This window comes from Microbacterium oryzae, from assembly GCF_009735645.1.
GTDB classification, from domain to species: Bacteria; Actinomycetota; Actinomycetes; order Actinomycetales; family Microbacteriaceae; genus Microbacterium; species Microbacterium oryzae.
Genome location: NZ_CP032550.1, coordinates 1,581,691 through 1,593,553, shown reverse-complemented (window position 1 = coordinate 1,593,553; position 11,863 = coordinate 1,581,691). Strand labels below are relative to the sequence as shown.

General features: G+C 67.7%; 18 protein-coding genes. 17 read left to right on the top strand and 1 reads right to left on the bottom strand.

Features of this window, described 5'->3' with window-relative positions; genetic code table 11:
- Window positions 1-100: 100 nt before the first annotated feature.
- The 16 genes from rpsH to rplQ all read left to right on the top strand — a co-directional run bounded on the left by rpsH (window position 101) and on the right by rplQ (window position 9,799).
- Entirely contained in the window at window positions 101-499 is a 399-nt protein-coding gene (gene rpsH / locus D7D94_RS07460) for a 30S ribosomal protein S8 (RefSeq protein ID WP_156242013.1), read from the top strand.
- A gap of 7 nt (window positions 500-506) precedes the next feature.
- Window positions 507-1,043: a 50S ribosomal protein L6 gene (gene rplF / locus D7D94_RS07455; protein ID WP_156242012.1), complete on the top strand. Its 537-nt coding sequence runs from the start codon at window positions 507-509 to the stop codon at window positions 1,041-1,043.
- 2 nt (window positions 1,044-1,045) lie between these two features.
- A complete protein-coding gene (rplR, locus tag D7D94_RS07450; RefSeq protein ID WP_156242011.1) occupies window positions 1,046-1,405 on the top strand; it encodes a 50S ribosomal protein L18 in 360 nt (119 codons plus the stop codon).
- On the top strand, window positions 1,402-2,085 hold the full coding sequence (gene rpsE, locus D7D94_RS07445; protein WP_156242010.1) for a 30S ribosomal protein S5: 684 nt from the start codon (window positions 1,402-1,404) through the stop codon (window positions 2,083-2,085). Before rplR ends, rpsE begins: the two co-directional genes overlap by 4 nt.
- Window positions 2,085-2,270 carry a 50S ribosomal protein L30 gene (gene rpmD, locus D7D94_RS07440; protein ID WP_156242009.1) on the top strand — a complete coding sequence of 62 codons (186 nt, stop codon included), beginning with the start codon at window positions 2,085-2,087 and terminating at the stop codon, window positions 2,268-2,270. The genes rpsE and rpmD overlap by 1 nt, the downstream gene beginning before the upstream one ends.
- On the top strand, window positions 2,270-2,731 hold the full coding sequence (gene rplO / locus D7D94_RS07435) for a 50S ribosomal protein L15 (protein WP_156242008.1): 462 nt from the start codon (window positions 2,270-2,272) through the stop codon (window positions 2,729-2,731). The genes rpmD and rplO overlap by 1 nt, the downstream gene beginning before the upstream one ends.
- A 110-nt stretch (window positions 2,732-2,841) precedes the next feature.
- Window positions 2,842-4,167: a preprotein translocase subunit SecY gene (gene secY / locus D7D94_RS07430; protein WP_156242007.1), complete on the top strand. Its 1,326-nt coding sequence runs from the start codon at window positions 2,842-2,844 to the stop codon at window positions 4,165-4,167.
- Complete coding sequence (locus D7D94_RS07425; protein WP_156242006.1) at window positions 4,164-4,760, top strand: adenylate kinase; 597 nt, start codon at window positions 4,164-4,166, stop codon at window positions 4,758-4,760. The genes secY and D7D94_RS07425 overlap by 4 nt, the downstream gene beginning before the upstream one ends.
- On the top strand, window positions 4,757-5,605 hold the full coding sequence (map, locus tag D7D94_RS07420; RefSeq protein WP_281349276.1) for a type I methionyl aminopeptidase: 849 nt from the start codon (window positions 4,757-4,759) through the stop codon (window positions 5,603-5,605). Before D7D94_RS07425 ends, map begins: the two co-directional genes overlap by 4 nt.
- 24 nt (window positions 5,606-5,629) lie before the next feature.
- Window positions 5,630-6,319 carry a DsbA family protein gene (locus D7D94_RS07415; RefSeq protein ID WP_156242005.1) on the top strand — a complete coding sequence of 230 codons (690 nt, stop codon included), beginning with the start codon at window positions 5,630-5,632 and terminating at the stop codon, window positions 6,317-6,319.
- Between the two features lie 364 nt (window positions 6,320-6,683).
- Window positions 6,684-6,911, top strand: a complete 228-nt coding sequence (gene infA, locus D7D94_RS07410; RefSeq protein ID WP_156242004.1) for a translation initiation factor IF-1 — start codon at window positions 6,684-6,686, stop codon at window positions 6,909-6,911.
- A 70-nt stretch (window positions 6,912-6,981) separates the two neighbouring features.
- Window positions 6,982-7,098, top strand: coding sequence for a 50S ribosomal protein L36 (rpmJ, locus tag D7D94_RS07405; protein WP_005050492.1), 117 nt, complete (start codon window positions 6,982-6,984; stop codon window positions 7,096-7,098).
- Window positions 7,099-7,221: 123 nt separating this feature from the next.
- Entirely contained in the window at window positions 7,222-7,596 is a 375-nt protein-coding gene (gene rpsM, locus D7D94_RS07400) for a 30S ribosomal protein S13 (RefSeq protein WP_156242003.1), read from the top strand.
- Window positions 7,597-7,624: 28 nt separating this feature from the next.
- On the top strand, window positions 7,625-8,023 hold the full coding sequence (gene rpsK, locus D7D94_RS07395) for a 30S ribosomal protein S11 (protein ID WP_156242002.1): 399 nt from the start codon (window positions 7,625-7,627) through the stop codon (window positions 8,021-8,023).
- Between the two features lie 145 nt (window positions 8,024-8,168).
- Window positions 8,169-9,158 (top strand): DNA-directed RNA polymerase subunit alpha, encoded by a 990-nt coding sequence (locus tag D7D94_RS07390; protein WP_156242001.1) that lies wholly within the window; start codon window positions 8,169-8,171, stop codon window positions 9,156-9,158.
- A 35-nt stretch (window positions 9,159-9,193) separates the two neighbouring features.
- On the top strand, window positions 9,194-9,799 hold the full coding sequence (rplQ, locus tag D7D94_RS07385; RefSeq protein WP_156242000.1) for a 50S ribosomal protein L17: 606 nt from the start codon (window positions 9,194-9,196) through the stop codon (window positions 9,797-9,799).
- 114 nt (window positions 9,800-9,913) lie between these two features.
- Here the strand turns inward: rplQ and D7D94_RS07380 are convergent, their stop codons facing one another.
- Complete coding sequence (locus D7D94_RS07380; RefSeq protein WP_156243372.1) at window positions 9,914-10,267, bottom strand: MerR family transcriptional regulator; 354 nt, start codon at window positions 10,265-10,267, stop codon at window positions 9,914-9,916.
- 111 nt (window positions 10,268-10,378) lie between these two features.
- On the opposite strand from D7D94_RS07380, the gene D7D94_RS07375 reads away from it, so the two are divergent.
- Window positions 10,379-11,848, top strand: a complete 1,470-nt coding sequence (locus D7D94_RS07375) for a SulP family inorganic anion transporter (protein WP_156241999.1) — start codon at window positions 10,379-10,381, stop codon at window positions 11,846-11,848.
- Window positions 11,849-11,863 lie beyond the last annotated feature (15 nt).

The following is an 11,863-nucleotide window of genomic DNA, read 5'->3' as shown; positions in this document are numbered from 1 at the left end:
GGGGGCGTCTCGCATGAGCTCACAACTGAAAATCGCAGGTCATCGAAGGTCGTCTGTCGTGTAACGGCAGCCGAAACCTCATGAACAAAGGACAAGTCGTATGACAATGACAGACCCGGTCGCAGATCTGCTGACCCGTCTGCGCAATGCGAACTCGGCGCACCACGACAGCGTGTCGCTGCCGTCGAGCAAGCTCAAGACGCACATCGCCGACATCCTCCGCCAGGAGGGCTACATCCAGTCTTGGGAGGAGTCGGACGCACGCGTCGGCAAGACCCTCACCCTGACTCTCAAGTACGGCCCGAACCGTGAGCGCTCCATCGCGGGCATCAAGCGCGTCTCGAAGCCCGGTCTCCGCGTGTACGCGAAGTCGACCGAGCTTCCTCGCGTGCTCGGCGGTCTCGGTGTCGCCATCCTTTCCACCTCCAGCGGTCTCCTCACCGACCGCCAGGCCGAGCAGAAGGGCGTGGGCGGAGAAGTTCTCGCCTACGTGTGGTGATCGAAACATGTCGCGTATCGGACGTCTTCCCATCGACATCCCCGCCGGCGTCTCTGTGACGGTCGACGGGTCGCAGGTTGCGGTCAAGGGCCCCAAGGGCGAGCTCGCCCTCTCGGTGGCCAAGCCGATCGAGGTCAAGGTCGAGGAGAACCAGGTTCTCGTCACCCGCCCCGACGACGAGCGTGAGTCGCGTGCACTGCACGGCCTCACCCGCACCCTCATCTCCAACAACATCATCGGCGTGACCCAGGGCTACACCAAGGGCCTCGAGGTCGTCGGCACGGGTTACCGCGTCGCCCAGAAGGGCTCGTCCGTCGAGTTCGCTCTCGGCTTCTCGCACCCCGTCGTCATCGAGCCGCCGGCAGGCATCACGCTCACGGTCGAGGGCAACAACCGCCTCACCGTCGCCGGCATCGACAAGCAGGCCGTCGGCGAGGTCGCTGCCAACATCCGCAAGATCCGCAAGCCCGAGCCGTACAAGGGCAAGGGCGTGCGCTACGCCGGCGAGGTCGTGCGTCGCAAGGCCGGAAAGGCTGGTAAGTAATCATGGCTGTGAAGTCGAAGTCCGTCGCGCGCTCGCGTCGCCACACTCGCCTTCGCAAGAAGGTCGTGGGCACCGAGGTGCGTCCCCGTCTCGTCGTCAACCGCTCTGCACGCCACGTGTTCGTGCAGCTCGTCGACGACAGCAAGGGCATCACGCTCTTCAGCGCGTCCACGCTCGAGACCGACCTCCGCTCGTTCGAAGGTGACAAGACCGCCAAGGCCCGCAAGGTCGGCGAGCTCGTCGCCGAGCGCGCGAAGGCCGCCGGCATCAACGACGTCGTGTTCGACCGTGGAGGCAACCGCTACGCCGGTCGTGTCGCCGCGATCGCGGATGGCGCCCGTGAGGGAGGCCTGAACCTGTGAGTGAGATCAAGGAGACCGAAGTGACCACCGAAGCCGCTGCCCAGGCAGCGCCCGAGCAGACCGAGGAGCGCCGCGAGCGCGAGCCTCGCCGCGGCGGTCGCGACCAGCGCGGCAACGGCGGCCGTGACCGCAACAGCCGTGGCAACGACAGTCAGTTCCTGGAGCGCGTCGTCACGATCAACCGCGTGTCGAAGGTCGTCAAGGGCGGTCGTCGCTTCAGCTTCACCGCTCTCGTGGTGGTCGGCGACGGCAACGGCGTGGTCGGCGTCGGCTACGGCAAGGCCCGCGAGGTGCCCCTGGCCATCTCCAAGGGCGTCGAGGACGCGAAGCGCAACTTCTTCCGCGTTCCCCGCGTCGGCAGCACCATCCCGCACCCCGTGCAGGGTGAGGCGGCCGCCGGTGTCGTCCTGCTTCGTCCGGCCGCTGCCGGTACCGGTGTTATCGCCGGTGGCCCGGTGCGCGCCGTGCTCGAGTGCGCCGGCATCCACGACGTGCTGTCGAAGTCGCTCGGCTCGTCGAACACGATCAACATCGTGCACGCCACGGTCGAGGCCCTGAAGCAGCTCGAGGAGCCCCGTGCGGTCGCCGCGCGTCGTGGCCTCGACTTCGACCAGGTCGCCCCGGCTCGTCTCGTGCGCGCGGAGGCCGAGGCCGCCGCTACTGCAAAGGCAGGTGCCTGATGGCTGCGCGTCTGAAGGTGACGCAGATCAAGTCCAAGGTGAGCGAGAAGCAGAACCAGCGCCACACGCTGCGCAGCCTGGGTCTCAAGCGGATCGGCGACTCGGTCGTCCGTCCCGACGACGCTCAGACCCGCGGCTACGTCCGCGCGGTCGCTCACCTCGTGAATGTTGAGGAGATCGACTGATGGCTGAGAGCAACGAGCAGCGCCCCGGCGTGCTGAAGGCCCACCACCTCCGCCCCGTTCCGGGCGCCAACACCGCGAAGACCCGCAAGGGTCGCGGTGAGGGCTCGAAGGGCAAGACGGCCGGTCGTGGCACCAAGGGCACGCGTGCCCGCAACACCGTGCGCGTCGGCTTCGAGGGTGGGCAGATGCCGCTGCACATGCGCACCCCGAAGCTCCGCGGCTTCAAGAACCCCTTCCGCGTGGAGTACCAGGTCGTGAACCTGGACAAGCTCGCGGAGCTCTACCCGCAGGGTGGCGATGTGACCATCGCCGACCTCGTGGCCAAGGGCGCCGTTCGCAAGAACGAGAAGGTCAAGGTCCTCGGCAACGGCGACATCTCCGTCGCACTGACGGTGTCGGTGGACAAGGTCTCCGGCTCGGCTGAGCAGAAGATCGTCGCCGCCGGCGGCAGCATCAAGTAACACCGCGCGAGAGGGCCGGAGGCATGCGCCTCCGGCCCTTTCCGTTACTCTGGAGATCGGTGCGCCCTCTTTCGTCGGGCCGCCACTCCATTCCACTGGGAGGCCCTTCCTTGTTCAGCGCTATCGCGCGGATCTTCCGCACGCCGGATCTGCGGCGGAAGATCGGCTTCACGCTCGGGATCATCGCGATCTACCGCTTCGGCGCTCACATCCCCGCGCCGTTCGTCAACTTCCCGAACGTGCAGAGCTGCATCGACCAGACCTCGGGCACCCAGGGACTCCTCTCGCTGGTGAACCTCTTCTCGGGCGGCGCCCTGCTCCAGCTGTCGATCTTCGCGCTGGGCGTCATGCCCTACATCACCGCGACGATCATCACGCAGCTGCTGCGCGTGGTCATCCCGCACTTCGAGGCCCTCTACAAGGAGGGTCAGGCCGGCCAGGCGCGTCTGACGCAGTACACCCGGTACCTCACGATCGCGCTCGCGCTGCTGCAGTCGACGACGCTCATCACGGTCGCGCGCAGCGGCCAGCTGTTCGGCACCACCGGCGTGCCCGAGTGCGTGAACGTCCTCACGAACGACGTGTGGTGGGCGCAGCTGCTCATCGTGATCACGCTGACCGCCGGCACCGGCCTCATCATGTGGTTCGCCGAGCTCGTCACCGAGCGCGGCGTCGGCAACGGCATGTCGCTGCTGATCTTCACCTCGATCGCCGCCTCGTTCCCCGCCGCCATGTGGGCCATCTGGCAGGCGCGCGGCTTCGAGATCTTCCTCCTCGTGCTGGTCATCGGCGTCGTCATCATCGCCGCGGTCGTCTTCGTCGAGCAGTCGCAGCGTCGCGTGCCCGTGCAGTACGCCAAGCGGATGGTCGGACGTCGCACCTACGGCGGCACGAACACGTACATCCCGATCAAGGTGAACATGGCCGGCGTCGTGCCCGTCATCTTCGCCTCGTCGCTGCTGTACATCCCGTCGCTCATCGCGCAGTTCAACTCGACGCCCGACGCCGACGGCAACCTACCCGGCTGGGTCCAGTGGATCAACAACAACCTGACCACGGGCGACAACCTGATCTACATGCTGGTGTACTTCCTCCTTATCATCGGCTTCACGTACTTCTACGTCTCGATCACGTTCAACCCGATCGAGGTCGCCGACAACATGAAGAAGTACGGCGGGTTCATCCCCGGCATCCGCGCCGGGCGCCCCACCGCCGAGTACCTGGAGTACGTGCTGACCCGCATCACGCTCCCCGGCGCGATCTACCTCGGTCTCGTCGCCCTCATCCCGCTCGTGGCCCTCGCGACCGTGGGCGCCAACCAGAACTTCCCGTTCGGCGGCGCGTCGATCCTCATCATGGTCGGCGTCGGCCTCGAGACGGTGAAGCAGATCGACGCGCAGCTGCAGCAGCGCCACTACGAAGGACTCCTCCGATGACAGCGCCCCGTCTTCTCATCGTCGGCCCGCAGGGCTCGGGCAAGGGCACGCAGGGCGTGCTCGTGGCCTCGGCCTTCGACGTCCCCGTCGTCTCCACGGGCGACATCTTCCGGGCGAACATCGCCCAGGGCACCGAGCTCGGCCGCAAGGTGCAGGCGATCACCGACGCCGGCAACCTCGTGCCCGACGAGGTCACCAGCGAGATCGTGCGCGACCGGCTCGCGCAGGACGACGCGGCCGAAGGCTTCCTCCTGGATGGCTACCCCCGCAACGCCGCGCAGGTGCGCGATCTCGACGCATTCCTCTCCGACCGCGGCGAGCAGCTCGACGCGGTGATCCTCCTCGACGTGCCGCGCGAGGAGTCGATCGCCCGCATCGCCAAGCGCGCCGCCGAGCAGGGCCGCAGCGACGACACGGAGGAGGCGATCTCCAAGCGCCTCGACATCTACGAGTCGGAGACCGCGCCCATCCTCGACGTGTACGGGGAGCGCGGCATCGTCGACCGCATCGACGGCGTCGGCTCGCTTGACGAGATCACCGCGCGCATCTTCGACGCCCTCGAGGCGCGCGGCATCGTGCGCGTGGCCGCGTGAGCGTGTTCCGCCGCTCGCCCTACAAGAACGCCGCGCAGCTGCGGGGGATGGTCGCACCCGGCCTCATCACCGCAGCCTCCCTCGACGAGGTGCGCCGGGCCATCCGACCCGGCATGACGACCGGCGAGCTCGACGCGATCGCGAACCAGGTGATCACCGGCCGCGGCGCGCGCTCGAACTTCCAGATGGTGCGCGGGTACCGCCACACCACCTGCATCTCGGTGAACGACCAGGTCGTGCACGGCATCCCGGGGGAGCGGGTCATCCAGCCGGGTGACATCGTCTCCATAGACAGCGGGGCCGAGACGGCGGATGGCTGGAACGGCGATTCCGCGATCACGATCGTCGTTCCCGGGGGAGACCCGGATGTCGCCGCTCGCCGTGAGGAGCTCTCTCGCGTGACCGAGGGGTCGATGTGGGCGGGGATCGCCGCCCTCGCGACGGCGAGCCACCTCGGCGAGGTGGGCGCGGCCATCCAGGACCACATCGAGGCGAACCCGCTGTCGTCGGGGAAGCCGGCCGGCATCCTGCGGGACTACGTGGGCCACGGCATCGGACGCAAGATGCACGAGGCGCCGTCGATCTTCAACTACCGCACCGAGGAGCGCGGCGCCGACGTGCGCCCCGGGCTCACGGTGTGCATCGAGCCGATGATGACGTCGGGCTCCGAGGACGTCTTCGTGGAGGACGACGACTGGACCGTGTCGACCGTCGACGGCAGCGACGGCTCCCACTGGGAGCACAGTGTCGCCGTGCATGATGGCGGCATCTGGGTGCTCACCGCGCCCGATGGCGGAGCCGCGGGCCTTGCCCCGTTCGGCGTCGTCCCCGCCCCGCTCGCCTGACCTTTTCGAAAGAGAACTGACGTGATGATGGCTACCCCTGGCAAGAAGACGAACTGGTTCGCCATCGTCATCTCCCTGATCGTCGTCGTGGCGATCGTCGGCGTCGGCGCGCTCGTCGTCACGATGAACAACGCCGCGACCGCGCCCGCCGAGGCTCCGGCCGCCGGCGTCGTGAACGAGGAGACGGGCGGCATCAGCATCGGCGACGGCCCGGACGTCATCGAGGAGTACGTGGACTTCATGTGCCCGTACTGCAGCCAGTACTGGGAGGGCTACAGCGAGTACGTCGGCGAGAAGGTGAAGGCGGGCGAGGCGACCCTCGTCATCCACCCGATCTCGATCCTCGACAACGCCTCGCAGGGCACGCAGTACTCCACCCGCGCCGCGAGCGCCGCGTACTGCGTGGCCGAGACGAACCCCGACGCGTTCTACTCGTACGTCGACCGCCTGTTCGACAACCAGCCGGCGGAGTCGTCGAAGGGTCTGTCGGACGACGAGCTCGCGAAGTTCGCGGACGAGGTCGGCGCCGGCGACGCCGCGTCGTGCATCGCCGACCACGAGTACTCGGACTACGTCGCCGAGCGCACCGAGGAGACCCCGATCGCGCCGGGCGCCGGTGGCATCTCGACGCCGACGATCATGGTGAACGACGAGTTCGTGCAGCTGACGTTCCAGGGCCCCGAGACGGACCTGGAGCCCCTGCTCGCGAAGTAGCGGGTCGTCGTCGCGGCGGCGGCGGGCACCGCGGGCGGGCACGCGGGCGGGCACCGGACTAGCGTTCGGAGCACTAGCCTCGCGCGAGGCTAGCGTTCGTCGGCGAGACTAGTGCTCGGAGCGCTAGCCTCGGCGACGAGCACTAGTCCTAGTGTTCCGAGCGCTAGTCCGGATGGCCCCGCCGCCCGCGACGCGGAAGCCGGCCCGGCCATCCGACACGCCGAGGTTGCCGACACGCCCGACGTGACATACCATTGATCTTTGGTGCCTTGCGCCTCATTCCGGCGTGTCGTTCCGACGGCCATCCGGCACCATCACCCAACCACCGCAGACCGACCGGTCTGCAGCAAGCGCGAGCGAGGATATGGCGAAGAAAGACGGAGTCATCGAGTCCGAGGGGACCATCGTCGAGGCGCTGCCGAACGCGATGTTCCGTGTCGAGCTCGACAAGCCCGCAGGGCACAAGGTGCTCGCAACGATCTCCGGCAAGATGCGGCAGAACTACATCCGCATCATCCCCGAAGACCGTGTGGTCGTGGAGCTCAGCCCCTACGACCTGACGCGCGGCCGCATCGTCTACCGCTACCGCTGACCGGTCGAGAAGTAACGACCGGCTGCGTCGCGAGGCGACGCCGGTACGAAGACAGCGAATAGGAAGCATCATGAAGGTCAACCCCAGCGTCAAGCCGATCTGCGACCACTGCAAGGTGATCCGCCGTCACGGCCGCGTCATGGTCATCTGCAAGAGCAACCCGCGCCACAAGCAGCGCCAGGGCTGAGCTCGGCCGATACCGGCAACTGAATTCGGCAGGATCAGAACCCGCTCAGGCGGGGGACACCTCGGGGCGGAGGCCCGGGCACCGATCCTGCTCCACACCTCCACATAGCAACAGGAGAACCGCATGGCACGTCTTGCCGGCGTCGACATCCCGCGCGACAAGCGCGTGGTGATCGCACTCACGTACATCTACGGCGTTGGCCGTACCCGCTCGAACGAGATCCTCGCGGCCACGGGCATCAGCCCCGACGTCCGCGTGAAGGACCTCTCCGACGACCAGCTCGTCGCGCTGCGTGACCACATCGAGGGCACCTACAAGGTTGAGGGTGACCTCCGCCGTGAGGTCGCTGCCGACATCCGCCGCAAGGTCGAGATCGGCTCCTACGAGGGTCTGCGCCACCGTCGCGGTCTCCCGGTCCGCGGTCAGCGCACGAAGACCAACGCGCGTACGCGCAAGGGTCCGAAGCGCACCGTTGCCGGTAAGAAGAAGGCCCGCTAAGGCGCGCGGATAGGTTTAGGAGAACAACATGGCTGCACCGAAGTCCGCAGCGCGCAAGCCGCGCCGCAAGGAAAAGAAGAACATCGCGCTGGGCCAGGCCCACATCAAGTCGACGTTCAACAACACGATCGTCTCGATCACCGACCCGTCCGGCGCTGTCATCAGCTGGACCTCGTCGGGTGGCGTGGGCTTCAAGGGCTCGCGCAAGTCGACGCCGTTCGCTGCCGGCCTCGCTGCCGAGGCTGCTGCGCGTCAGGCGCAGGAGCACGGCGTCAAGAAGGTCGACGTGTTCGTGAAGGGCCCGGGCTCGGGCCGCGAGACCGCGATCCGCTCGCTTCAGGCCGCCGGCCTCGAGGTCGGGTCGATCCAGGATGTGACGCCGCAGGCCCACAACGGCTGCCGTCCGCCGAAGCGTCGCCGCGTCTGAGAACCGACTTCGCCGGGGTGCTCGTTACGAGCACCCCGGCGCATTCGCCGTTCACGCCCGGCGCGAGCTGGGTGCCGAGTACCCCTCACGACCTCTCATCCACGCAAGTGTCATATAGCGGGCACTTGATCGAAAGGAACACATAGTGCTCATCGCACAGCGTCCGACCCTCACCGAGGAGAAGATCTCCGAGTTCCGCAGCCGGTTCGTCATCGAGCCGCTCGAGCCCGGCTTCGGCTACACGATCGGCAACGCGCTCCGTCGCAGCCTGCTCTCGTCGATTCCCGGTGCATCGGTCACGAGCATCCGGATCGACGGCGTGCTGCACGAGTTCAGCACCATCCCCGGCGTGAAGGAGGATGTCACCGAGATCATCCTCAACATCAAGCAGCTGGTCGTCTCGAGCGAGCGCGACGAGCCGATCACGGCCTACCTGCGCAAGACGGGTGCGGGCGAGGTCACGGCCGCCGACATCTCGGCTCCGGCCGGCGTCGAGGTCCACAACCCCGAGCTCGTCATCGCGACGCTCAACTCGGACGCCAAGTTCGAGCTCGAGCTCACGATCGAGCGCGGCCGCGGCTACGTCTCGGCGACGCAGAACCGCAACGAGTACGCGGAGGCGGGCCAGATCCCCGTCGACTCGATCTACTCGCCGGTGTTCAAGGTCAGCTACCGCGTCGACGCCACCCGTGCCGGTGAGCGCACCGACTTCGACAAGCTGATCCTGGATGTCGAGACGAAGGCCTCGATGCTGCCGCGCGACGCCGTCGCTTCGGCCGGTCGCACGCTCGTCGAGCTGTTCGGTCTCGCCCGCGAGCTGAACGTCGAGGCCGAGGGCATCGAGATCGGCCCCGCGCCGGTCGAGACCGTGCTCTCGAACGAGCTGTCGATGCCGATCGAGGACCTCGACCTGTCGGTCCGCTCGTACAACTGCCTCAAGCGCGAGGGAATCAACACGGTCAGCGAGCTCGTCGCCCTCTCGGAGACGCAGCTCATGAACATCCGCAACTTCGGTCAGAAGTCGGTCGACGAGGTGCGCGACAAGCTCGTCTCGCTCGGTCTGTCGCTGAAGGACTCGGTGCCCGGTTTCGACGGCACCGGCTTCTACAGCGGCTACGACGAAGAGTCCCTCTGACCCGACTTCCCGTCCTGATACTGGAGTAACACGAAATGCCTAAGCCCACCAAGGGTGCCCGCCTCGGCGGCGGCCCCGCCCACGAGCGTCTGCTTCTCGCGAACCTCGCAGCGGCTCTGTTCACGCACAAGTCCATCAAGACCACGGAGACGAAGGCAAAGCGCCTCCGCCCGCTGGCTGAGCGTCTCATCACGAAGGCGAAGCGCGGCGACCTGCACGCACGTCGCACCGTGCTGTCGACGATCGGCGACAAGTCGGTCGTCCACGTTCTCTTCAACGAGATCGCTCCGCTCGTCGCCGAGCGCGAGGGCGGCTACACGCGCATCACCAAGGTCGGGAACCGCAAGGGCGACAACGCCCCCATGGCCGTGATCGAGCTCGTTCTCGAGCCCGTCACCCCGAAGGCGAAGAACTCGTCGACGTCGTCGAAGGCTGCTGCCGCCGACGCTTCGGCCGAGCCGGCTGCCCCCGCCGAGTCGGCGGCTCCGGTCGCCAACGAGAACGAGACGGCTGAGCCCGCCGAGGTCGAAGAGGCGGGTGCTGCTGCCGACGACAAGCTCGGCGAGGCGCTCGTCGACAACGAGGCCGGCGACGAGGAGGCTGCCGAGGAGGCAGACGCTCCCGAGGCCGACGCGAAGTAACTCTCGCTTCAGCGGAACGCCCTCGACCTTCGGGTCGGGGGCGTTCTGCTGTGTGCGGCGGTTCGGTGGGGCGGTGCGGTGGGGCGGATGGCCGGGGTCGGGTCGGCGGCGGCCCTACCGCGCCGACAGCCGCGCGATGAACTCGTCCGCCGCCGCCAGCTGCCGCTCGAGCTTGGCGCGGCGCTCGACCGCCTCGGCGAGGAAGGCGTCGACGCGCGCGCGAGCAGCGCCATCCGCCGGGTCTGCCTCAAGCGCGTCGGTCGCCGCGAGTAGCTCGCCCATCTCCTCCAGCGCGAAGCCGAGCGGCTTCATGCGTCGGATCAGCATGAGGCGCTCGAAGTCGCGCTCCGTGTAGAGCCGATAGCCGCCATCCGATCGGGCGGACGGCTTCAGCAGCCCGATCTCGTCGTAGTGGCGGATGGTCCGCAGCGACAGTTCCGAGCGGTCGGCGAGCTCGCCGATGTGCATCGTCGCGGTCACGGACGTCCTCTCCAGTCGGCAGCAACCCTCACGTTACGGTAGGGTTGGGGATGGCCGTTCGGCCGCTCCCATCCTCGCGCACGTTCTCGAAGGAGCACGGTGTCCTCTGGCGTCACGGTCCTGCAGGCCATCCGCTCACCGCGCACGCTCACGCGCGAGGTGCTCGCCGGGCTCGTCGTGGCCCTCGCGCTCATCCCCGAGGCGATCGCGTTCTCGATCATCGCCGGGGTCGACCCGCGGGTCGGGCTCTACTCGTCGTTCATCATGGGCATCGTCATCTCGATCGTCGGCGGACGCGCGGCCATGATCTCCGCCGCGACCGGCGCTGTGGCGCTCGTCGTGGCCCCGGTCGCTCCGACGTACGGCGTGGACTACCTCATCGCGACGATCATGCTCGCGGGCGTCATCCAGATCCTGCTCGCGGTCTTCGGCGTCGCGAAGCTCATGCGCTTCATCCCTCGCAGCGTGATGACGGGCTTCGTGAACGCGCTGGCCATCCTCGTCGTCATCGCGCAGCTGCCGCACGTGATCGACGTCCCGTGGCTCGTGTACCCGCTGATCGTCGTCGGCGTCGCGATCATCTTCGCGTTCCCGAAGCTGACCACGGCCATCCCCGCGCCGCTCATCGCGATCATCGTGCTGACGGTGTTCGTCGTGGTCGCGGGTGTGAACATCCCGACGGTCGGCGACCAGGGCGCGCTGCCGCGGAGCCTGCCGTCGCTGTTCATCCCGAACGTGCCGCTCACCGGCGAGACGCTCGCGATCATCGCGCCGTACGCGATCGGCGTCGCGGCGGTGGGCCTGCTCGAGTCGCTCATGACGGCCAAGCTCGTCGACGAGATCACCGACTCGCACTCGTCGAAGACGTGCGAGGCGTGGGGCCAGGGCACCGCGCAGCTCGCGTCGGCGTTCTTCGGCGGGATGGGCGGCTGTGCGGTCGTCGGGCAGACGATGATGAACGTCCGCGTGGCGGGCGCCCGCACGCGCATCTCGACGTTCCTTGCCGGAGCGTTCCTGCTCGTGCTCGTCGTGCTCTTCGGCGACGTCGTCGCGCTGATCCCGATGGCGGCGCTCGTCGCGGTCATGATCATGGTGTCGGTGGCCGCGTTCGACTGGCACAGCATCCGACCCTCGACACTGCGGCGGATGCCCCGGAGCGAGACCGCGGTCATGGTGCTGACGGTCGTGCTGACCGTTCTGACGCACAACCTCGCCGTCGGCGTCGGCGGGGGAGTGCTGCTCGCGATGGTGCTGTTCGCGCGCCGCGTCGCGCACTTCACGACCGTGCGACGGACGGTGGCGGATGGCGTCGCCCGCTACGAGGTGGATGGCGAGCTCTTCTTCGCCTCGTCCAACGACCTCACGACGCAGTTCTCCTACGCGGACGACCCGAAGCGCGTGGTCATCGACATGTCGCGCTCGCACGTCTGGGATGCCTCGTCGGTTGCGGCGCTCGACGCGATCGAGACGAAGTACGCGCGCCATGGTGTCGAGGTGGAGATCGTCGGGATGAACACCTCGACGCAGGACTTCCACGGCCGGCTGTCGGGAAACCTCGGCGGGGAGTAGCGCGGGGCGCCGGCG